Genomic DNA, 19,650 nt, shown 5'->3' on the forward strand with positions numbered 1-19,650 from the left:
CATCAGGCCGGATTGGGGATATCAATAAAGGTCACATCCAGATCGGTATTTTCCGTCAGCCACTCGCTGAGGGCGCGAATGCCGCCTCGTTCGGTTGCATGGTGACCAGCCGCGTAAAAATGAAGCCCCTGCTCGCGGGCGGAGTGAACCGTCTGCTCAGACACTTCCCCGGTGATAAAGGCATCGACGCCGAAACGCGCGGCGCTATCGATAAAGCCCTGCCCGCCCCCGGTGCACCAGGCCACACGCTTCACGGTATCGGGCCCCGTGTCGCCACACCACAGCGGACGACGTCCGAGGCGCGCTTCGATCCACGACGCCAGCTCGAGACCCGGAACCGGCATCGCCAGTTCGCCCCACGGCACCAGCGGTTCGATTTCCCCCATCACGGTAATACCCAGCAATTGCGCTAACTGCACGTTGTTACCCAGTTCCGGGTGCGCATCCAGCGGCAGGTGATAACCGTACAGGTTGATGTCATTTGCCAGCAATGTTTTCAGGCGGTTGCGCTTCATGCCGCGAATAATGGGGGATTCGTTCTTCCAGAAATAACCGTGGTGAACGATGACCGCATCGGCTTCCTGACGCACGGCTTCATCCAGCAGCGCCTGGCTTGCCGTCACGCCGGTGATAATTTTCTGCACCGTTTCGCGCCCTTCCACCTGCAGGCCGTTCGGGCCGTAGTCGCTGAAGGAGGCGCTGTTCAGTTTTTCGTTAATCAGGCTTTCCAGTTCGCTGTTTTTCATCATCACTCTCTCATACTTTGCGCGCGGCTTCGTACGCCGCCAGCGTGGCGACGCGTGCCTGTTTGTGGTCGACAACCGGACGGGGATAATCGAGCTTTACGCCCTGTTTATCCGCCCATGTCCATGGGTCGTGGATCGCTTTCGCGGGGACAACGTTAAGTTCAGGTACCCACTGGCGGATAAACTCGCCGTCCGCATCAAATTTTTGTCCCTGCGTCGTCGGATTAAAAATCCGAAAATAGGGAGCCGCATCGGTACCGGTGGAGGCCGCCCACTGCCAGCCACCGTTATTCGCCGCGAGATCGCCATCGATCAGCTGAGAAATAAAATAGCGCTCTCCGATACGCCAGTCGATAAGCAGATCTTTCACCAGAAAGCTGGCGGTAATCATCCGCAGGCGGTTGTGCATCCATCCGGTTTCATTGAGCTGACGCATGGCGGCATCGACAATGGGGAAACCCGTCTGTCCGGATTGCCAGGCTCTGAGCTGCTTATCATTCGACTGCCACCTTACATTATCAGTCCATTGAATGAATGGGCGATGTTTACATAAATCAGGGTGATACGTCATCAGGTGGCGATAGAACTCGCGCCAGATAAGTTCATTGAGCCAGACAGCCCCTGCACCACCGTCCAGCGCCTGCGGCTGTTCTGCCAGCAGGCGATGCAAACACTGGCGGGGAGAGATCGCACCCAGCGCGAGACAGGCCGACAGACGGCTGGTGCCTTCAACGCCGGGGAAATCCCGACGCGCTTCGTAATCAGCCGCATTCTGTTTACAGAACTGCCGGAGTTGGGCAATGGCCGCTTTCTCATCGGCGGGAAACAGCGTTTCATCAAACGCCTGCTGAGGGTAATCAAACGTCAGCTCTGGCAAATCCGTCACGGGCTCGCCCCGCGCGGCAGGCGCGGCAACGCACTCCGGCAGCGCCTCCTTCAGGCGTTTGATAAAGGCGTTTTTAAACGGCGTAAAAACTTTATACATCTCGTGGTTGCCGGTCATCACGCTGCCCGGTGCCAGCATCACGCTGTCGTCAAACCCTTCACAGACGACCCCTTCCAGCACGTTCTCCAGCTGACGATCCCGCTGCTGCTCGTTGAATTCATACTGGTAGTTATAAAAAAGATGCGCGACGTCATGCTGCTTACAGATCTCCTGCAGCGTCTGGAGCTGCGCAGCAAAATCACTCACCTCTTTATAGAGAAGCGGTATGCCTTTTCCGGCAAGCGAGTGCTGCAGATCGTTCAGATACGCCCGGAGCAAGGCCGCCTGTCGGGGGGCCATATCGTGCTGCCGCCACTGCTCGGGCGTAGCCATAAACAGTGCCAGTACGTTAGCGTCTTTGGCGCGGCAGGCTGCCGCAAGGGCGATATTGTCATGTACGCGCAGGTCCGCGCGAAACCAAACCAGATGGGTGGGCATAAAACTCCAGGCAATTGTCCATTATGTCCGTAAGGGCATGCCGTAAAAGGAAAAAGCATGCATTGAACTACTTTGCCATGAAGTGTAGACGGGATGAAATAAAAAAGGCCGCCCGAGGCGGCCTTAACGCTACTTGTCCTGCGCTATCGTGGTAAATGCAACAAACACGGTCGGTTCATCACTTTTCACAACGAGTACGCTGGCGACAATGAACGCGATGCAAAAATAGCGTTTCATTATGCGGTCCCTGCAGCTAACCGCTCCACCGTTCACCACCGGTGATAAGTCGGTGGACACAAGCTCTGACGAGAGCCTGACTTACGGTTGTGGTAACACCTCTCCCGGGACCGGCGCCCATGTGCGAGATGGCGGAAAGGGACGCTGCATAGTAGTTGGCCCAGGGACAAAACGTAATCCACTGAAAAGGTTTTTAAGATTATATTTAGGGCGTTGCAGTTTGATTACTTAAGGACCCGAGATATTCTTGTAAGCCTCTGACGAGAGTTTGAAAGCCACCCAACGGTCCGCGAATCCCGAGGGACAAAAAAACCGCCACATTGCTGTAGGCGGTTTTTTTATTGCTGTGTGTAGTCTTCGTATCAGTAGAAATCGCAGGTCGCTTTCTCGGCCTGATCCATCCACACCGGCTTCTCGCTGGTTTTCGCCCAGACGCGGTGCAGATAGCTATAAAAACGTGCCCGATCTTTCCAGAACAGCATTACCGGCAGTGCCAGCACGCCAGCCACTACGGCGAAAGTGCGACGCATGAAAATGATATGAGCCGGAAACTCTTTATAAAGATCCATATTTTTCTCCCCTATAGTTGGCCGGAAACGTCATCCGGAAAATTCAAAATCTGTGACCTGGCTAAAATAATATCGCTTTGTTTGTAATTTTACTACTCATCCGACCACTTATTTTTATCCATTTAGTGAATATTTACATTCACACCGTAATTAAGTTACAAAAAAGTTAACGATTTACTTATCAATAGTTAAATTGTGGGTATCTCCATTTTTATACTTTTTTTACACCCTCCCGCCTGATTTTTGCGAAATCTTTGCGCCGTAAATCCTACCTTTAGCACAAATACAAATGTCACCCGGAGGTGGATTGTGAGTGCAGGTTTGATTGCCGGCATTGTGCTGGTGTTCCTGTTATTGGGTTATCTGGTCTACGCCCTGATTAATGCGGAGGCCTTCTGATGGCTGCTCAGGCGTTTTTGCTTATCGCCAGCTTTTTACTGGTGTTGTTCATACTGGCAAGGCCATTGGGAACAGGACTGGCACGGCTGATCAACAACGTCCCCTTGCCCGGTACGGGAAGCGTTGAAAAAGGGATTTGGCGCGTACTGGGAATAGACGATCGGGAGATGAACTGGCGTCAGTATCTGATGGCCATTTTGCTGCTAAACATCGTCGGGCTGGTTGTTCTCTTCGCCATGCTGATGCTGCAGGGGAGCCTGCCGCTTAATCCGCAGCAGCTGCCGGGCCTGTCCTGGCATCTGGCGTTGAACACAGCGGTAAGCTTTGTAACCAACACGAACTGGCAATCCTATGCCGGTGAAACCACGCTCAGCTATTTCAGTCAGATGGCTGGCTTAACCGTGCAAAACTTCCTCTCTGCGGCAAGCGGGATAGCGGTGATCTTCGCCCTGACGCGTGCATTTGCTCGTCAGAACATTGGCACGTTGGGCAACGCCTGGGTCGATCTGACGCGCATAACCCTGTGGGTGCTGGTGCCTGTGGCACTGTTGATTGCGCTGTTCTTTATCCAGCAAGGATCCCTGCAAAACGTGCTGCCTTATGCCCCATACACCTCACTGGAAGGCGCAAAAGAACTCCTGCCGATGGGGCCAGTGGCCTCGCAGGAAGCGATTAAAATGCTTGGGACTAACGGCGGCGGGTTCTTCAATGCCAACTCATCGCATCCCTTTGAAAACCCAACGGCGCTGACCAACATGGTGCAAATGCTGGCGATCTTCCTGATCCCCGCCGCGCTGTGTTTTGCCTTTGGCGATGTGGTTAACGATCGCCGTCAGGGGCGCACCCTGCTGTGGGCAATGTCGCTAATCTTCGTGGTTTGCGTGGCGCTGGTGATGTGGGCCGAATGGAACGGTAACAGCCACTTCATGCAGTTGGGCGCCAACAGCAACATCAATATGGAAGGGAAAGAGAGCCGCTTTGGCATTCTCGCCAGCAGCCTGTATGCGGTGGTCACCACGGCGGCGTCGTGCGGGGCGGTTAACGCCATGCACGACTCCTTTACCGCCCTCGGCGGCATGATCCCAATGTGGCTAATGCAAATTGGCGAAGTGGTCTTTGGCGGCGTCGGCTCGGGGCTGTACGGCATGCTGCTGTTCGTTCTGCTCGCCGTATTCATCGCCGGTTTGATGATTGGCCGTACTCCGGAATATCTGGGAAAAAAAATCGACGTCCGCGAGATGAAATTAACCGCCCTGGCGATTCTGGTCACCCCTGCCCTCGTTCTGATCGGCACCGCGCTGGCGCTGATGACCGACGCCGGACGCAGCGGCATCTTTAACCCAGGCATTCACGGTTTTAGCGAAGTGCTTTACGCCGTCTCGTCTGCCGCCAACAACAACGGCAGCGCCTTTGCAGGCTTAAGCGCTAACTCACCGTTCTGGAACTGTCTGCTGGCGTTTTGCATGTTCGTGGGGCGTTTCGGCGTGATTGTGCCAGTGATGGCGATCGCGGGAGCGCTGGTGAGTAAAAAAATCCAACCGACCACCACCGGTACGTTACCGACACACGGCGCGCTGTTTATCGGCCTGCTGATTGGCACCGTGCTGCTGGTCGGTGCCCTGACCTTTATCCCCGCCCTCGCGTTAGGCCCGGTCGCGGAAACCCTCTCTTTACGCTGATTTTGCGGAGAATTTGTCATGAGTCGTAAACAACTGGCCCTGCTCGAACCGACGTTAGTTCGTCAGGCCCTCATGGATGCGGTGAAAAAACTGAGCCCACGCGTGCAGTGGCACAACCCGGTGATGTTTATCGTCTGGATAGGGAGTTTACTCACCACCGCGCTGGCAGTTGCGATGGGTACGGGGCATCTTCCGGGTAATGCACTCTTTACCGGTGCCATCAGCCTGTGGCTGTGGTTTACCGTGCTGTTTGCCAACTTCGCAGAGGCGCTGGCGGAAGGGCGCAGTAAAGCACAGGCTAACAGCCTGAAAGGGGTCAAAAAAACCGCCTTCGCGCGCAAATTACGTGAACCTAAACACGGCGCGCATATGGACCACGTTCCGGCAGATGAACTGCGTAAAGGCGACGTGGTGCTGGTCGAGGCCGGTGACATCATCCCGTGCGACGGGGAAGTCATTGAAGGCGGCGCATCGGTGGACGAAAGCGCCATCACCGGGGAATCCGCGCCGGTTATTCGTGAGTCTGGCGGTGACTTCGCCTCAGTCACGGGCGGGACGCGCATTCTCTCCGACTGGCTGGTGATCCAGTGCAGCGTTAACCCGGGCGAAACATTCCTTGACCGGATGATCGCCATGGTGGAGGGCGCGCAGCGTCGCAAAACGCCGAACGAGATTGCCCTGACCATTCTGCTGGTCGCCCTGACTATCGTTTTCCTGCTGGCAACCGCGACGCTGTGGCCGTTCTCCGCCTATGGCGGCACGGCGGTCAGCATCACCGTACTGGTGGCGCTGCTGGTATGTCTGATCCCAACCACCATTGGCGGATTGCTGTCCGCTATCGGTGTCGCCGGGATGAGCCGTATGCTGGGCGCGAACGTCATCGCCACCAGCGGACGCGCCGTTGAAGCCGCCGGAGACGTCGACGTACTGCTGCTGGATAAAACCGGGACCATCACCCTCGGCAACCGCCAGGCCTCTGATTTCTTGCCCGCACCGGGCGTGGATGAAAAAACGCTCGCGGATGCCGCACAGCTCTCCTCTCTGGCCGATGAAACGCCGGAAGGTCGCAGCATCGTGATTCTGGCTAAGCAGCGTTTCAATCTGCGCCAGCGTGACGTGCAAAGCCTGCATGCCACTTTCGTCCCCTTCACCGCGCAGACCCGCATGAGTGGGATTAATATTCAGGACCGAATGATACGTAAAGGCTCCGTTGACGCCATTCGTCGCCATATCGAAGCCAACAACGGCCACTTCCCGCCTGAAGTAGACAAATTGGTCGAAAGCGTCGCCCGACAGGGGGCCACGCCGCTGGTGGTGGCGGAAGGCTCGAACGTGCTGGGCGTGATTGCCCTGAAGGATATCGTTAAGGGCGGCATCAAGGAGCGTTTTGCACAGCTGCGCAAAATGGGCATCAAAACGGTGATGATCACCGGGGATAACCGTCTTACCGCAGCCGCCATTGCCGCCGAAGCGGGCGTGGATGATTTTCTTTCTGAAGCGACGCCGGAAGCGAAGCTGGCGCTGATCCGCCAGTATCAGGCGGAAGGCCGTCTGGTCGCGATGACCGGGGACGGCACCAACGATGCCCCTGCCCTGGCGCAGGCCGACGTGGCGGTGGCGATGAACTCCGGCACGCAGGCGGCAAAAGAGGCGGGCAACATGGTTGACCTCGACTCTAACCCGACCAAGCTGATTGAGGTAGTGCACATCGGTAAACAGATGCTGATGACGCGGGGTTCACTGACCACGTTCAGCATCGCCAACGACGTGGCGAAGTATTTCGCCATCATTCCGGCGGCGTTTGCGGCAACCTATCCACAGTTGAATGCGCTGAACGTGATGCACCTGCACTCCCCGGCATCGGCCATTCTCAGTGCGGTTATCTTTAACGCCCTGATCATTGTCTTTCTTATTCCGCTGGCGCTGAAAGGGGTGAGCTATAAGCCGCTGACGGCGGCCGCCATGCTTCGCCGCAACCTGTGGATTTACGGTCTGGGCGGGCTGGTTGTGCCCTTTATTGGTATTAAGGTTATCGACGTGCTCCTGACGCTGTTCGGGCTGGTCTAAAAGGTGAATCAAATGACGATGTTACGTCCCGCTATACTGTTATTTATTCTGCTGTCTCTTATTACCGGCGGGCTTTACCCGCTGGCGACTACCGCGCTGGGTCAGTGGTGGTTTGCCGAGCAGGCTAACGGCTCACAGATTATCCAGAACGGAGAATCCCGCGGTTCACGCCTGATTGGTCAGAACTTTACGGACGCGCGCTACTTCCAGGGCCGCCCTTCCGCCACCGCGGAAAGCCCGTATAATCCGATGGCATCCGGCGGCAGTAACCTGGCGGGCAGCAACCCGGAGCTGGATAAAGCCGTTGCAGAACGCGTTGCCGCCCTGCGCGCCGCCAACCCGCAGGCCAGCCGTGAAGTCCCTGTTGAACTGGTCACCGCCTCTGCCAGCGGGCTGGACTACAGCCTGACGCCACAGGCGGTGGCATGGCAAATTCCGCGCGTCGCTGCGGCCCGTCAGTTAACCATTGAGCAGGTGAGCCAGCTGGTCGCTGAGCATACGCAAAAGCCGCTGGTCAGCTTCATCGGCATGCCGGTAGTGAATATTGTTGAGCTGAATCTGGCGCTGGACGCGCTAAGGAAAAACTAAATGACCGACGAGCCCATGCGCCCGGATCCGGACAGGCTGCTAGAACAGACGGCTGAAGCCCATCGCGGCAAATTGAAAATTTTCTTTGGCGCCTGCGCAGGCGTCGGGAAAACCTTCGCCATGCTGACGGAAGCCCAGCGGCTTCGGGCGCAGGGGCTCGATATTCTCATCGGCGTGGTGGAAACCCATGGCCGTAAAGAGACTGCGGCGCTGTTGAAAGGACTTGCCACACAGCCGCCACGACGTATTAGCCATCGTGGACGGCTGGTCACGGAGTTCGATCTCGATGCCGCCCTCGCCCGCCGTCCTGCACTTATCCTGATGGACGAATTGGCACACAGCAATGCGCCAGGCTCGCGTCATCCGAAACGCTGGCAGGACGTGGAAGAGTTGCTGGAAGCCGGCATCGACGTGTTCACCACCGTTAACGTCCAGCATCTGGAGAGCCTGAACGACGTGGTGAGCGGCGTTACCGGCATTCAGGTGCGAGAGACAGTGCCCGATCCCTTCTTTGACTCCGCCGATGAGGTGGTGCTGGTCGATCTGCCGCCGGACGACCTGCGCCAGCGCCTGCACGAGGGCAAAGTCTACATTGCCGGCCAGGCCGAACGCGCCATCGAACATTTCTTCCGCAAAGGCAACCTGATTGCCCTGCGCGAGCTGGCCCTGCGCCGTACCGCCGACCGCGTTGACGACCAGATGCGCGCCTGGCGCGACCTGCAGGGGCAAGAACGCGTCTGGCACACCCGCGACGCCATTCTGCTGTGCATCGGGCACGGTAGCGGCAATGAGAAACTGATCCGCACCGCCGCGCGGCTTGCAGCGAAATTTGGCAGCGTCTGGCATGCGGTGTATGTCGAAACGCCGCAGCTGCATGCTCTGCCCGAACATCAGCGGCGCGCCATCCTCAGCTCGCTGCGGCTGGCGCAGGAACTGGGTGCCGAAACCGCCACCCTTTCCGATCCTCAGGAAGATAAAGCCATCCTGCGCTACGCGCGCGAGCATAACCTGGGAAAAATTGTCATTGGTCGTCGCCAGCACCGCCGCTGGTTCAGCCGTGAATCCTTCGCCGATAAGCTGGCCCGCCGCGCGCCGGACCTGGATCTGGTGATCGTGGCGCTGGATGACAAGCCCACGCCCCTGCCCAACCGTGCGCCGGATGCCCGCGCCTTTGGTGATAAATGGCGGATCCAGATCCGCGGTTGCCTTGTCGCCGTCGTGCTCTGCGCCCTGATTACCGTGATTGCCAGCCAGTGGCTGATCGCCTTCGACGCCGCCAACCTGGTGATGATTTACCTGCTCGGCGTGGTGGTGGTGGCGCTCTTCTACGGACGCTGGCCGTCCGTGCTGGCGACGGTCATCAACGTTGTCAGCTTCGATCTTTTCTTCATTGCCCCGCGCGGAACGCTTGCCGTGTCCGACGTGCAGTACATTCTCACCTTTGGCGTGATGCTCACCGTCGGGCTGGTGATTGGTAATCTGACGGCGGGCGTTCGCTATCAGGCGCGTATTGCACGCTATCGCGAGCAGCGTACGCGCCATCTCTATGAGATGTCCAAATCGCTGGCAGTCGGCCGCACGCCGCTGGATATTGTCCAGACCAGCGAGCAATTTATTCGCTCTACGTTTAACGCCAGTAATCTTATCTTGCTCCCGGGCGAGCATGGCACCCTTCGTCCGCTCACCTCAGCCTCCGGCATGACGCCCTGGGATGAAGCCATTGCGCGCTGGAGTTTTGATAAAGGGCTGCCCGCAGGCGCAGGAACGGACACTCTGCCAGGCGTGCCTTATCAGATCCTGCCGCTACGCAGTGCGGATAAAAATCAGGGGCTGGTTATCGTTGAGCCGACCAATCTGCGCCAGCTGATGATCCCCGAACAGCAACGTTTGCTGGAAACCTTCACCCTGCTGGTCGCCAGCGCGCTCGAACGGCTGGCACTCACCGCCAGCGAAGAGCAGGCGCGGCTGGCAAGCGAGCGCGAAAGCATCCGAAATTCATTACTGGCGGCGCTCTCTCACGATCTACGCACTCCACTCACCGTGCTGTTTGGTCAGTCTGAGATCCTGACGCTGGACCTGGCTGCAGAAGGCTCAAAACATGCGATGCAGGCCAGCGAAATTCGCCAGCATGTGCTAAATACCACGCGGCTGGTGAATAACCTGCTGGATATGGCGCGCATTCAGTCTGGCGGGTTTAACCTCAAAAAAGAGTGGCTCACGCTGGAAGAGGTCGTCGGGAGCGCGCTGAAAATGCTGGAGCCCGGCCTGGGCGGCCGCCATATCGCATTGAACATGCCTGAACCGCTGACGCTAATTCACGTTGATGGCCCCCTGTTCGAGCGTGTGCTGATTAACCTGCTCGAAAACGCCGCTAAATATGCGGGGGCGAAAGCACAGATTGGCATTAACGCCACGGTGAACGCACAAACGCTGCAGCTGGAAGTCTGGGATACCGGGCCGGGTATTCCGGTCGGGCAGGAAAAGGCCATTTTCGAAAAATTTTCGCGCGGTAATAAGGAATCTGCGATCCCCGGCGTTGGGCTGGGTCTCGCTATTTGCGAAGCGATTGTTGACGTGCATGGCGGCACCATTTCGGCAGAGCACCGTCCGGAAGGCGGCGCACATTTTTGTGTTACACTTCCACTTGATACCCCACCAGAACTTGATGAATTACCAGAGGATTTGTGATTAACGTCCTGATTGTCGAAGATGAGCTCGCCATAAGCCGTTTTCTGCGTACCGCGCTGGAAGCCGACGGCCTGCGCGTTCATGAAGCCAGTACGCTTCAACGGGGGTTAATTGAGGCCGCGACGCGCAAGCCGGACCTGACGATCCTCGATTTGGGGCTACCGGATGGGGATGGCATTGATTTTATCCGAGAGGTTCGTCAGTGGAGCCAAATGCCGATTCTGGTGCTTTCTGCGCGAACGGAAGAAGCGGATAAAATCGCCGCGCTGGATGCAGGTGCAGACGACTACCTTATCAAGCCCTTTGGCATTGGTGAGTTGCAGGCCCGGCTTCGCGTCGCATTGCGTCGTCATAGTGCAACGACGCCTTCCGACCCGGTGTATACCTTCGGTGACATTCAGGTCGATCTTGCCGCTCGACGCATCACCCGGGCAGAAGAAGAGATCCACCTCACGCCTATCGAGTTCCGTCTGCTTGCCGTTTTGCTCAACAATCATGGCAAGGTGCTGACTCAGCGCCAGCTGTTAAGCCAGGTCTGGGGACCCAATGCCGTCGAGCATAGTCACTATTTACGCATTTATATGGGACACCTTCGTCAAAAACTTGAAGTTGACCCCGCGCGCCCTCGCCATTTATTAACTGAAACCGGTATCGGTTATCGGTTTATGATTTGAATAACTATTCATATTAATTTCAAATAAAGAAAACCACCTTCCAAAATAGACATAAAAATAATCCAGACGTTGTTTTACGGATTATTTCCGCCCAATAAAAACACCAAACAAACACAACATTAACACATCACCAACAAAGCAGCATTTTGATCTGCGTTATTCATCAAAAACGACTAATTATTTGTGAAATGATCGGTTAACGGTGATCTCCTTCACAGTTAATCGCCATTTCCTGGATAAAATGACCATGCTTTCAATTACTGAAAGGAAAATGAAACATGGAAAACAACAATCGTTTAATGCCCCATATAAGGCGGACAACACATATCATGATGTTTGCCCACCGAAACTGCTTTGACTTTCATCTCTTTAATGCCCGGTAGTCCTTCGACTTCTGGCGCACTCGCTTACAGGCCGTCCTAAAACACCTTACTTTACAGGCTATTGCCTGTGATCTCGTGCGCTCACTCATCTTGATTCAGACTCATCCGCACCGGGCGGACTGAATTTCAATCATCAAAAAAGCAATTCACTGATTTTAATCAGCGGTCATCCTTTGCTTTTTTTCCGGAAAATTATCGATTTCTTTCTTGCCAGAAATCGAGGGACGCTTATTACCTAAAATAAAGAGAGAAAGATGAAAAGTTTAAAAATCGCAGCCAGCCGTGCATGTCCGGATTGCTTTACTACCCAGCGTGAACTGGTGGATGTCCGCGCTTCTGATTATATTGATGTTGCCGCCATTGTTCTGGCGGTCACGGATATTGCCAGCGGTATTCTGGACGAAATAGAAGCCACCGGTTTTGGCATTCCTGTTTTTGTCGCGACGCACAAAGAAGAATTCATTCCGGCAGACTATTTATCGCGCATTCATGGCGTATTTGAGTATTCAGACACCAGCAACGATTTTTACGGACGCCAGCTGGAAGCGGCTGCACTGAAGTACGAAACCCAGCTTCGCCCACCGTTCTTCCGCGCCCTGGTCGATTACGTTAAACAGGGCAACAGCGCGTTCGACTGCCCGGGGCATCAGGGAGGACAGTTCTTCCGCCGTCATCCAGCCGGTAATCATTTTGTCGACTTCTTTGGTGAGACGCTTTTCCGCTCCGATCTGTGTAATGCTGACGTCGCAATGGGCGATCTGCTCATTCATGAAGGTGCGCCGTGCATCGCCCAACAGCATGCGGCAAAAGTCTTTAATGCCGACAAGACCTACTTCGTGCTGAATGGCACCTCGTCATCCAACAAAGTGGTGCTAAACGCCCTGCTCACGCCGGGCGACCTGGTACTGTTCGACCGTAACAACCACAAATCTAACCATCACGGTGCCCTCCTCCAGGCTGGCGCAACGCCGGTCTATCTGGAAACCGCGCGCAACCCATACGGCTTTATTGGCGGCATTGACGCCCACTGCTTTGAAGAAAATTATCTACGCGAGCTGGTGGCAGAGGTGGCGCCTGGCCGTGCACGCGATGCGCGTCCGTTCCGTCTGGCGGTGATCCAGCTGGGTACCTACGATGGCACCATCTATAACGCCCGTCAGGTGGTGGATAAGATTGGGCACCTGTGTGATTACATCCTGTTTGACTCTGCCTGGGTGGGCTACGAGCAGTTTATTCCGATGATGGCCGACTGCTCTCCGCTGCTGCTTGAGCTGAATGAAAACGACCCGGGGATCCTGGTCACTCAGTCCGTGCACAAACAGCAGGCAGGTTTCTCGCAGACTTCGCAAATCCACAAGAAAGACAGCCATATCAAAGGGCAACAACGCTATGTCCCGCATAAGCGGCTGAATAATGCCTTTATGATGCACGCCTCCACCAGCCCGTTCTATCCGCTGTTTGCCGCACTGGACATCAACGCCCGTATGCATGAAGGCCAGAGCGGCCGCAACATGTGGATGGACTGCGTGGTGAACGGTATCGAGGCGCGCAAGCTGATCCTGGAGAACTGTCAGTATCTGCGCCCGTTCGTGCCGGAAACGGTGGATGGCCGTCCGTGGGAAAGCTGGGACACGGCGGACATTGCGACCGATCTGCGCTTCTTCCACTTCGTGCCGGGTGAACGCTGGCACGCCTTTGAAGGCTACGCTGAGCACCAGTATTTTATCGACCCGTGCAAGCTGCTGCTGACCACGCCGGGCATCAACGCCCGCACCGGGGAATATGAGGGCTTCGGCGTGCCCGCCACTATCCTCGCCAACTTCCTGCGTGAAAACGGCATCGTGCCGGAGAAATGCGATCTCAACTCGATCCTGTTCCTGCTCACGCCTGCGGAGGACATGGGAAAACTGCAGCAGCTGGTTGCTCAACTGGTGCGCTTCGAAAAACTGCTCGAGAGCGATGTACCGCTGAAAGAAGTTCTGCCTTCTCTCTACAAACAGCATCCGGAGCGTTACGCCGGTTACACCCTGCGCCAGATCTGTCAGGAGATGCATGACCTGTACGCCCGCCACAACGTGAAACAGCTACAGAAAGAGATGTTCCGCAAGTCTCACTTCCCGCGCGTCATGATGAACCCGCAAGAGGCGAACTATGCCTATCTGCGCGGTGAGGTCGAGCTGGTTTCACTGCGTGACGCAGAAGGCCGTATCGCCGCTGAAGGTGCGCTTCCTTATCCACCGGGGGTGCTGTGCGTTGTGCCGGGTGAAGTCTGGGGCGGTTCTGTACTGCGCTATTTTGCCGCGCTGGAAGAAGGCATCAACCTTCTGCCGGGCTTCGCGCCGGAGCTGCAGGGCGTGTACGTCGAGGAGTGTGACGGTCGAAAACAGGTTCGCTGCTACGTCATTAAACAACCCGCCGCTCAGCCATCTCTGCTGAAAGGAGAAAAATTATGAGCAAGTCCAATAAGATGGGTGTGGTGCAGCTGACTATCCTCACCATGGTAAACATGATGGGCTCCGGGATTATCATGCTGCCCACCAAGCTGGCAGAGGTGGGTACCATCTCTATCATCTCCTGGCTGGTGACGGCAGTCGGCTCAATGGCGCTGGCGTGGGCGTTTGCCAAGTGCGGGATGTTCAGCCGTAAGTCTGGCGGCATGGGCGGCTATGCCGAATACGCCTTTGGCAAGTCGGGCAACTTTATGGCCAACTATACCTACGGGGTGTCGCTGCTGATCGCCAACGTGGCGATTGCCATCTCCGCGGTGGGTTACGGTACGGAGCTGTTTGGCGCGACGCTCAGCCCGGTACAGATTGGGCTGGCGACCATCGGGGTGCTGTGGATCTGCACCGTGGCTAACTTTGGCGGCGCGCGTATCACCGGACAGCTCAGCAGCATCACCGTCTGGGGCGTGATTATCCCGGTTGTCGGCCTGTGCATCATCGGCTGGTTCTGGTTTAGCCCGACGCTGTACGCCAACTCCTGGAACCCGCACCACGTGCCGTTCTTTACCGCAGTGGGCTCTTCTATCGCCATGACGCTGTGGGCCTTCCTCGGTCTGGAATCCGCCTGCGCGAACGCGGAAGTGGTAGAGAATCCGGAAAAGAACGTGCCGATTGCGGTCCTCGGCGGCACGCTGGGCGCGGCGGTGATCTATATCGTCTCGACTAACGTGATTGCGGGCATCGTACCGAATATGGATCTGGCAAACTCCACGGCGCCGTTCGGGCTGGCTTTCGCGCAGATGTTCACGCCGGAAGTCGGGAAAGTGATTATGGGTCTGATGGTGATGTCCTGTTGCGGTTCCCTTCTCGGCTGGCAGTTCACCATTGCGCAGGTGTTTAAATCCTCCGCAGATGAAGGTTATTTCCCGAAAATCTTCTCCCGCGTAAGCAAAGCCGATGCGCCGGTGCAGGGCATGCTGGCGATTGTCATCTTCCAGAGCGGATTGTCGCTGATGACCATTAGCCCATCGCTGAACAGCCAGTTCAACGTGCTGGTCAACCTGGCGGTTGTGACAAATATCATTCCGTACATTCTGTCGATGGCGGCGCTGGTGATTATTCAGAAAGTCGCGAAGGTTGATCCACGCAAGGCGAAGGTTGCGAACGTAGTAGCATTGATTGGGGCGATTTATAGCTTCTACGCGCTCTACTCATCCGGCCAGGAAGCGATGCTGTATGGCGCGATGGTGACCTTTATGGGCTGGACGCTGTACGGTCTGGTGTCACCGCGGTTTGAATTGAAGAATAAGCACAGTTAAAAAAAAGCCCGGTGGCGCTAGCGCTTACCGGGCCTACGAGGTCAATGCAAAACGGCAACCCAAGGGTTGCCGTTTTTAATGTTTTCTCCCTCTCCCAGTGGGAGAGGGCCGGGGTGAGGGCATCAGCCCGCACCAGATCACGACTTACGCGTTTTTCAGCACTTCACTAACAATCTCTACCGCTTCTTTCTCAATCTGCTGACGGTGCTCAGCGCCGAGGAAGCTTTCGCAATAGATTTTGTACGCATCTTCCGTACCGGATGGACGCGCAGCGAACCAGCCGTTCTCGGTCATCACTTTCAGACCACCGATAGACGCACCGTTGCCCGGCGCCGCCGTCAGACGCGCGGTGATCGGATCTCCCGCCAGGGTGCTTGCGCTGACCATCTCCGGAGAGAGTTTGGACAGGGCCGCTTTCTGGGCTGACGTCGCGCTAGCCTGAATACGGTTGTAGCTTGGCGCACCAAAACGCTCCGCCAGCGCGTTGTAATGTTCCTGCGGGTTCTTACCGGTGACCGCGGTGATTTCCGCCGCCAGCAGGCACATGATGATGCCGTCTTTATCGGTTGACCACGGCGTGCCGTCGAAGCGCAGGAAGGACGCGCCCGCGCTCTCTTCACCGCCGAAGCCGAAGCTGCCGTCGTGCAGACCGTCAACAAACCACTTGAAGCCCACCGGCACTTCCACCAGCTTGCGGCCCAGCGCCTCGACCACGCGGTCGATCATCGCGGAGGAGACCAGCGTTTTACCAACAGCCACCTCTTTGCCCCACTGCGGGCGATGCTGGAACAGGTAGTTAATGGCGACGGCCAGATAGTGGTTCGGGTTCATCAGCCCGGCAGGGGTGACGATACCGTGACGGTCGTAGTCCGGGTCGTTAGCAAACGCCAGGTCGAATTTATCACGCAGCGCCAGCAGACCCGCCATCGCGCACTCGGAGGAGCAGTCCATGCGGATCGCGCCGTCTTTATCGAGGTGCATAAAGCGGAAGGTCTGATCGACGTGATCGTTCACGATGGTCAGATCCAGCTTGTAATGCTCTGCGATGCGCTTCCAGTATTCAATACCGGAGCCGCCCAGCGGATCCACGCCCAGCTTCAGACCGGCTTTCTGGATGGCCGCCATATCGACGATATCCGCCAGCCCTTCCACGAACGGCTGAACCAGATCCTGCTCTTTCACATGACCGGACGCCATGGCGGCATCCAGAGAGATACGTTTAACGCCTTTTAGATCGTCGGCTAACAGGGCGTTCGCACGGTCTTCCACCACTTTGGTGACGTTGGTGTCTGCCGGGCCACCGTTAGGCGGGTTGTATTTAATGCCACCGTCGTCTGGCGGGTTATGAGATGGCGTAATGACGATACCGTCAGCCTGAGCGCCACCTTTTTTGTTGTGTACGAGGATTGCGTTAGAGACCGCAGGCGTTGGCGTGAAACCGTTGTTCTCCTGAACAATCACATCCACACCGTTCGCTGCCAGCACTTCCAGTACGGAAATAAACGCCGGTTCAGACAGGGCGTGAGTATCTTTCCCCACGTAGCATGGACCGGTGACGCCATTTTTGGCGCGCTCTTCCGCGATGGCCTGGGCAATGGCCAGAATGTGCGGTTCGTTAAAGCTATGGCGCGCCGCGCTACCGCGGTGACCAGATGTGCCGAACTTCACTGCGTGTTCTGCGTTGCCCACGACCGGCTTCAGCACGTAATACTGCGCGGTCAGTTGAGCGACGTTAATCAAATCGCTTTGTTGTGCAGGTTGGCCTGCACGGCTGTGATTTGCCATTGCCTGGTCCTTTTGATGCAAGGGTTAAATTGTACCGCAAACCTTTTCAATCAATTCCGCCGGGAACTGCATGGACTGCATGATGTGTTCAACCATGCTGCACTTGCGGCCCGTATTGGTATTGGTGATGACCCAGTACGGTGTGCCAGGGACATGTTTAGGTTTGGTTTGATTGCCATTTTGTAACAGCGTCTGTTCGTCGCCCGCGAAATAGACGCGGGTGCGACCGTGCAGCGACTCGGTCGCTTCAGCAAACGCTTTGTTATCCAGTGAATGAAGTGTAGACAGCACGAGCATAAAGCGGTTAACCGCCTTTTTCTGCTCTGCGTATTCATCAGACAGCAGCAGTTCACGTACTGCGCGCACTTTATCTTTTGCCGGTATTACGGCAGGTTTTGCTTGTGCAACAACGCTCGGCTGAGACACGACATCTTTTGTGACAGGGGTAGCAGGCTGTGAGGCGGCGGAAATTTTAAGCATACGCCGTAAAATGTCGGACGCGCTCTCCCCGATATGCCGCGTCTGGCTGGCAATAAACTGATAGAGTTCGTCATCAACTTCGATTGTTTTCATCTTAATCCAGTGCGATATCTTATCTGAATACAAGTCGTTGGGATTATAAGGTCAAATCCCAACAGCGGATAGCGTCAAACCCGGCAGGCGGCAAAAGTCAGATTAAACTGGATCCTTGCAGCCGGGCGGCAGAATGGTCAACATGATACCCTAACCTGACATACGTAAAAAAAGAACTTTGCCATGAAATTGAATACCCGAGCGCAATCTGCACAATCGCCGAACAATAATTCTCCCATCGTACTGGTTCACGGGCTGTTTGGCAGCCTCGATAACCTGGGCGTGCTGGCGCGCGATCTGGTTTCCGACCACGATATTTTACAGGTTGATATGCGCAATCACGGTCTTTCCGGGCGTTCCGACGAGATGACGTACGCGGCGATGGCGCAGGATCTGCTGGATACGCTGGATGCACATAACCTGCAGAAGGTAACGCTGATCGGGCATTCCATGGGTGGCAAAGCGGTGATGGCCCTGACGGCGCTCGCGCCAGAGCGTATCAACGGGCTGGTTGTCATTGACGTCGCGCCTGTGGATTACAACGTCCGCCGTCACGATGAGATTTTCGCCGCTATTAATGCGGTCACAGAAGCGGGCGTCGCAACACGCCAACAGGCCGCCGCCGTGATGCGTGAGCATCTGGATGAAGAAGGCGTCGTGCAGTTCCTGCTGAAGTCGTTTGTCGACGGGCAATGGCGTTTTAACGTGCCGGTGCTCTGGGAGCAATACAACAACATCGTGGGCTGGGGAAACGTCCCCGCGTGGCCACACCCTACCCTCTTTATTCGCGGCGGAAACTCGCCTTACGTTACCGATGCCTACCGCGACACGCTGCTGGCCCAATTCCCGCAGGCTCGCGCCCATGTGATCGCCGGTGCCGGGCACTGGGTTCACGCCGAAAAACCGGACGCCGTGCTGCGCGCCATTCGTCGCTATCTCTCTGATACTGCAAATTGATTAAAAAGAGAGCGACTGGAAGGTTGTGGGCTTCCAGTCGTTGGCGTGCCGTTTTCGGTGATGTATGATGGCGCGCTTATCGCCCGGGCATTAGCAGGGCGGCGTATTTCCCCCGAAGTCTCAGAATCATGGCCAAAGAACAAACGGACCGTACGACACTAGATCTGTTCGCGAATGAGCGTCGACCGGGACGACCGAAAACGAATCCGCTCTCGCGCGATGAACAGCTGCGTATTAATAAACGCAACCAGCTTAAACGCGATAAAAATCGTGGGCTTAAGCGTGTCGAACTGAAGCTGAACGCCGATGCTGTCGATGCACTAAATGAGCTGGCCGAGGCGCGTAACATCAGCCGCAGCGAACTGATTGAAGAGATGTTAATCACCCAACTTGAGACATTGCGCAGCAAGGCATAAGTCTGAAAATCCCCTTTATGACCCTTTTCATGTAGCACAGAGTGCAGTCCTGCGCGATAGCTGTTTCCGCAGGGTTGCCTGTTCTGCTATTATTGCCCTTATCCGTGGACAAATTGCGCCACCATACCATTAAGTTTCAAGAGGTTATTTTACTCATGGCAATCATCGGCATTTTCTTTGGCAGTGATACCGGCAATACCGAAAATATCGCAAAAAACATTCAAAAACAGCTCGGTAAAGACGTTGCCGATGTGCACGACATCGCCAAGAGCAGCAAAGAAGATCTCGAAGGCTATGACATCCTGCTGCTGGGTATACCGACCTGGTACTACGGTGAAGCGCAGTGTGACTGGGACGATTTCTTCCCAACCCTGGAAGAAGTTGACTTCAACGGTAAGCTGGTCGCGCTGTTCGGTTGTGGCGATCAGGAAGATTACGCAGAATACTTCTGTGACGCACTGGGCACCATCCGCGACATCATTGAACCACACGGTGCGGTGATTGTCGGCCACTGGCCAACGGCGGGTTACCACTTTGAAGCCTCTAAAGGCCTGGCAGACGACGACCACTTTGTCGGCCTGGCAATTGACGAAGACCGTCAGCCGGAACTGACCGCTGAACGCGTTGAGAAATGGGTTAAGCAGGTTCGCGAAGAACTGAACCTCGACGACATTCTTAACGCCTGATTTCCCGGTGGCGCAAC

At 56.0% G+C, this 19,650-nt stretch carries 17 protein-coding genes; 12 read left to right on the forward strand and 5 right to left on the reverse strand.

Going from position 1 to position 19,650, the window contains the following annotated elements:
* Positions 1 to 2: 2 nt before the first annotated feature.
* The 3 genes from AC2T6E_RS06815 to AC2T6E_RS06825 all read right to left on the reverse strand — a co-directional run bounded on the left by AC2T6E_RS06815 (position 3) and on the right by AC2T6E_RS06825 (position 2,975).
* A complete protein-coding gene (locus AC2T6E_RS06815) occupies positions 3 to 746 on the reverse strand; it encodes a type 2 GTP cyclohydrolase I (protein ID WP_120159168.1) in 744 nt (247 codons plus the stop codon).
* A gap of 10 nt (positions 747 to 756) precedes the next feature.
* Complete coding sequence (phrB, locus tag AC2T6E_RS06820) at positions 757 to 2,169, reverse strand: deoxyribodipyrimidine photo-lyase (RefSeq protein WP_486691004.1); 1,413 nt, start codon at positions 2,167 to 2,169, stop codon at positions 757 to 759.
* Between the two features lie 599 nt (positions 2,170 to 2,768).
* A complete protein-coding gene (locus tag AC2T6E_RS06825; protein WP_003858637.1) occupies positions 2,769 to 2,975 on the reverse strand; it encodes a YbfA family protein in 207 nt (68 codons plus the stop codon).
* Between the two features lie 309 nt (positions 2,976 to 3,284).
* On the opposite strand from AC2T6E_RS06825, the gene kdpF reads away from it, so the two are divergent.
* The 9 genes from kdpF (at position 3,285) to potE (ending at position 15,216) form a co-directional block, all read left to right on the forward strand.
* Positions 3,285 to 3,374, forward strand: coding sequence for a K(+)-transporting ATPase subunit F (kdpF, locus tag AC2T6E_RS06830; RefSeq protein WP_014069365.1), 90 nt, complete (start codon positions 3,285 to 3,287; stop codon positions 3,372 to 3,374).
* The gene (gene kdpA / locus AC2T6E_RS06835) at positions 3,374 to 5,053 is read left to right on the forward strand and encodes a potassium-transporting ATPase subunit KdpA (protein ID WP_486691007.1); all 1,680 of its coding nucleotides are present in this window, start codon (positions 3,374 to 3,376) and stop codon (positions 5,051 to 5,053) included. Before kdpF ends, kdpA begins: the two co-directional genes overlap by 1 nt.
* Positions 5,054 to 5,071: 18 nt before the next feature.
* Positions 5,072 to 7,120, forward strand: a complete 2,049-nt coding sequence (kdpB, locus tag AC2T6E_RS06840) for a potassium-transporting ATPase subunit KdpB (RefSeq protein ID WP_486691009.1) — start codon at positions 5,072 to 5,074, stop codon at positions 7,118 to 7,120.
* Positions 7,121 to 7,132: 12 nt separating this feature from the next.
* Positions 7,133 to 7,708, forward strand: a complete 576-nt coding sequence (gene kdpC, locus AC2T6E_RS06845) for a potassium-transporting ATPase subunit KdpC (RefSeq protein WP_260663055.1) — start codon at positions 7,133 to 7,135, stop codon at positions 7,706 to 7,708.
* Positions 7,709 to 10,396, forward strand: coding sequence for a two-component system sensor histidine kinase KdpD (gene kdpD / locus AC2T6E_RS06850; protein WP_486691012.1), 2,688 nt, complete (start codon positions 7,709 to 7,711; stop codon positions 10,394 to 10,396).
* Complete coding sequence (gene kdpE, locus AC2T6E_RS06855; RefSeq protein ID WP_182402575.1) at positions 10,393 to 11,070, forward strand: two-component system response regulator KdpE; 678 nt, start codon at positions 10,393 to 10,395, stop codon at positions 11,068 to 11,070. Before kdpD ends, kdpE begins: the two co-directional genes overlap by 4 nt.
* A gap of 278 nt (positions 11,071 to 11,348) precedes the next feature.
* Positions 11,349 to 11,453 carry a leader peptide SpeFL gene (speFL, locus tag AC2T6E_RS06860; RefSeq protein WP_003858645.1) on the forward strand — a complete coding sequence of 35 codons (105 nt, stop codon included), beginning with the start codon at positions 11,349 to 11,351 and terminating at the stop codon, positions 11,451 to 11,453.
* Positions 11,454 to 11,707: 254 nt separating this feature from the next.
* Positions 11,708 to 13,906, forward strand: a complete 2,199-nt coding sequence (gene speF, locus AC2T6E_RS06865) for an ornithine decarboxylase SpeF (protein WP_486691015.1) — start codon at positions 11,708 to 11,710, stop codon at positions 13,904 to 13,906.
* The gene (gene potE / locus AC2T6E_RS06870) at positions 13,903 to 15,216 is read left to right on the forward strand and encodes a putrescine-ornithine antiporter (RefSeq protein ID WP_108415862.1); all 1,314 of its coding nucleotides are present in this window, start codon (positions 13,903 to 13,905) and stop codon (positions 15,214 to 15,216) included. Before speF ends, potE begins: the two co-directional genes overlap by 4 nt.
* A 144-nt stretch (positions 15,217 to 15,360) precedes the next feature.
* Here the strand turns inward: potE and pgm are convergent, their stop codons facing one another.
* Entirely contained in the window at positions 15,361 to 17,001 is a 1,641-nt protein-coding gene (gene pgm, locus AC2T6E_RS06875) for a phosphoglucomutase (alpha-D-glucose-1,6-bisphosphate-dependent) (protein ID WP_148401320.1), read from the reverse strand.
* A 24-nt stretch (positions 17,002 to 17,025) separates the two neighbouring features.
* On the reverse strand, positions 17,026 to 17,574 hold the full coding sequence (seqA, locus tag AC2T6E_RS06880) for a replication initiation negative regulator SeqA (protein WP_010428659.1): 549 nt from the start codon (positions 17,572 to 17,574) through the stop codon (positions 17,026 to 17,028).
* 183 nt (positions 17,575 to 17,757) lie between these two features.
* On the opposite strand from seqA, the gene ybfF reads away from it, so the two are divergent.
* The 3 genes from ybfF (at position 17,758) to fldA (ending at position 19,633) form a co-directional block, all read left to right on the forward strand.
* The gene (gene ybfF, locus AC2T6E_RS06885) at positions 17,758 to 18,531 is read left to right on the forward strand and encodes an esterase (protein ID WP_486691019.1); all 774 of its coding nucleotides are present in this window, start codon (positions 17,758 to 17,760) and stop codon (positions 18,529 to 18,531) included.
* 128 nt (positions 18,532 to 18,659) lie between these two features.
* Positions 18,660 to 18,947, forward strand: coding sequence for a LexA regulated protein (gene ybfE / locus AC2T6E_RS06890; protein WP_010428654.1), 288 nt, complete (start codon positions 18,660 to 18,662; stop codon positions 18,945 to 18,947).
* Between the two features lie 155 nt (positions 18,948 to 19,102).
* Entirely contained in the window at positions 19,103 to 19,633 is a 531-nt protein-coding gene (gene fldA / locus AC2T6E_RS06895; protein WP_089598899.1) for a flavodoxin FldA, read from the forward strand.
* Positions 19,634 to 19,650: the final 17 nt, after the last annotated feature.

This window comes from Enterobacter sp. B79-1, from assembly GCF_057444735.1.

Coding starts and splice junctions, on each gene's coding strand:
- AC2T6E_RS06815 (WP_120159168.1), bottom strand. CDS start 746: ATGAAAAACAGCGAACTGGAAAGCCTGATTAACGAAAAACTGAACAGC.
- phrB (WP_486691004.1), bottom strand. CDS start 2,169: ATGCCCACCCATCTGGTTTGGTTTCGCGCGGACCTGCGCGTACATGAC.
- AC2T6E_RS06825 (WP_003858637.1), bottom strand. CDS start 2,975: ATGGATCTTTATAAAGAGTTTCCGGCTCATATCATTTTCATGCGTCGC.
- kdpA (WP_486691007.1), top strand. CDS start 3,374: ATGGCTGCTCAGGCGTTTTTGCTTATCGCCAGCTTTTTACTGGTGTTG.
- kdpB (WP_486691009.1), top strand. CDS start 5,072: ATGAGTCGTAAACAACTGGCCCTGCTCGAACCGACGTTAGTTCGTCAG.
- kdpC (WP_260663055.1), top strand. CDS start 7,133: ATGACGATGTTACGTCCCGCTATACTGTTATTTATTCTGCTGTCTCTT.
- kdpD (WP_486691012.1), top strand. CDS start 7,709: ATGACCGACGAGCCCATGCGCCCGGATCCGGACAGGCTGCTAGAACAG.
- speFL (WP_003858645.1), top strand. CDS start 11,349: ATGGAAAACAACAATCGTTTAATGCCCCATATAAGGCGGACAACACAT.
- speF (WP_486691015.1), top strand. CDS start 11,708: ATGAAAAGTTTAAAAATCGCAGCCAGCCGTGCATGTCCGGATTGCTTT.
- potE (WP_108415862.1), top strand. CDS start 13,903: ATGAGCAAGTCCAATAAGATGGGTGTGGTGCAGCTGACTATCCTCACC.
- pgm (WP_148401320.1), bottom strand. CDS start 17,001: ATGGCAAATCACAGCCGTGCAGGCCAACCTGCACAACAAAGCGATTTG.
- seqA (WP_010428659.1), bottom strand. CDS start 17,574: ATGAAAACAATCGAAGTTGATGACGAACTCTATCAGTTTATTGCCAGC.
- ybfF (WP_486691019.1), top strand. CDS start 17,758: ATGAAATTGAATACCCGAGCGCAATCTGCACAATCGCCGAACAATAAT.
- ybfE (WP_010428654.1), top strand. CDS start 18,660: ATGGCCAAAGAACAAACGGACCGTACGACACTAGATCTGTTCGCGAAT.
- fldA (WP_089598899.1), top strand. CDS start 19,103: ATGGCAATCATCGGCATTTTCTTTGGCAGTGATACCGGCAATACCGAA.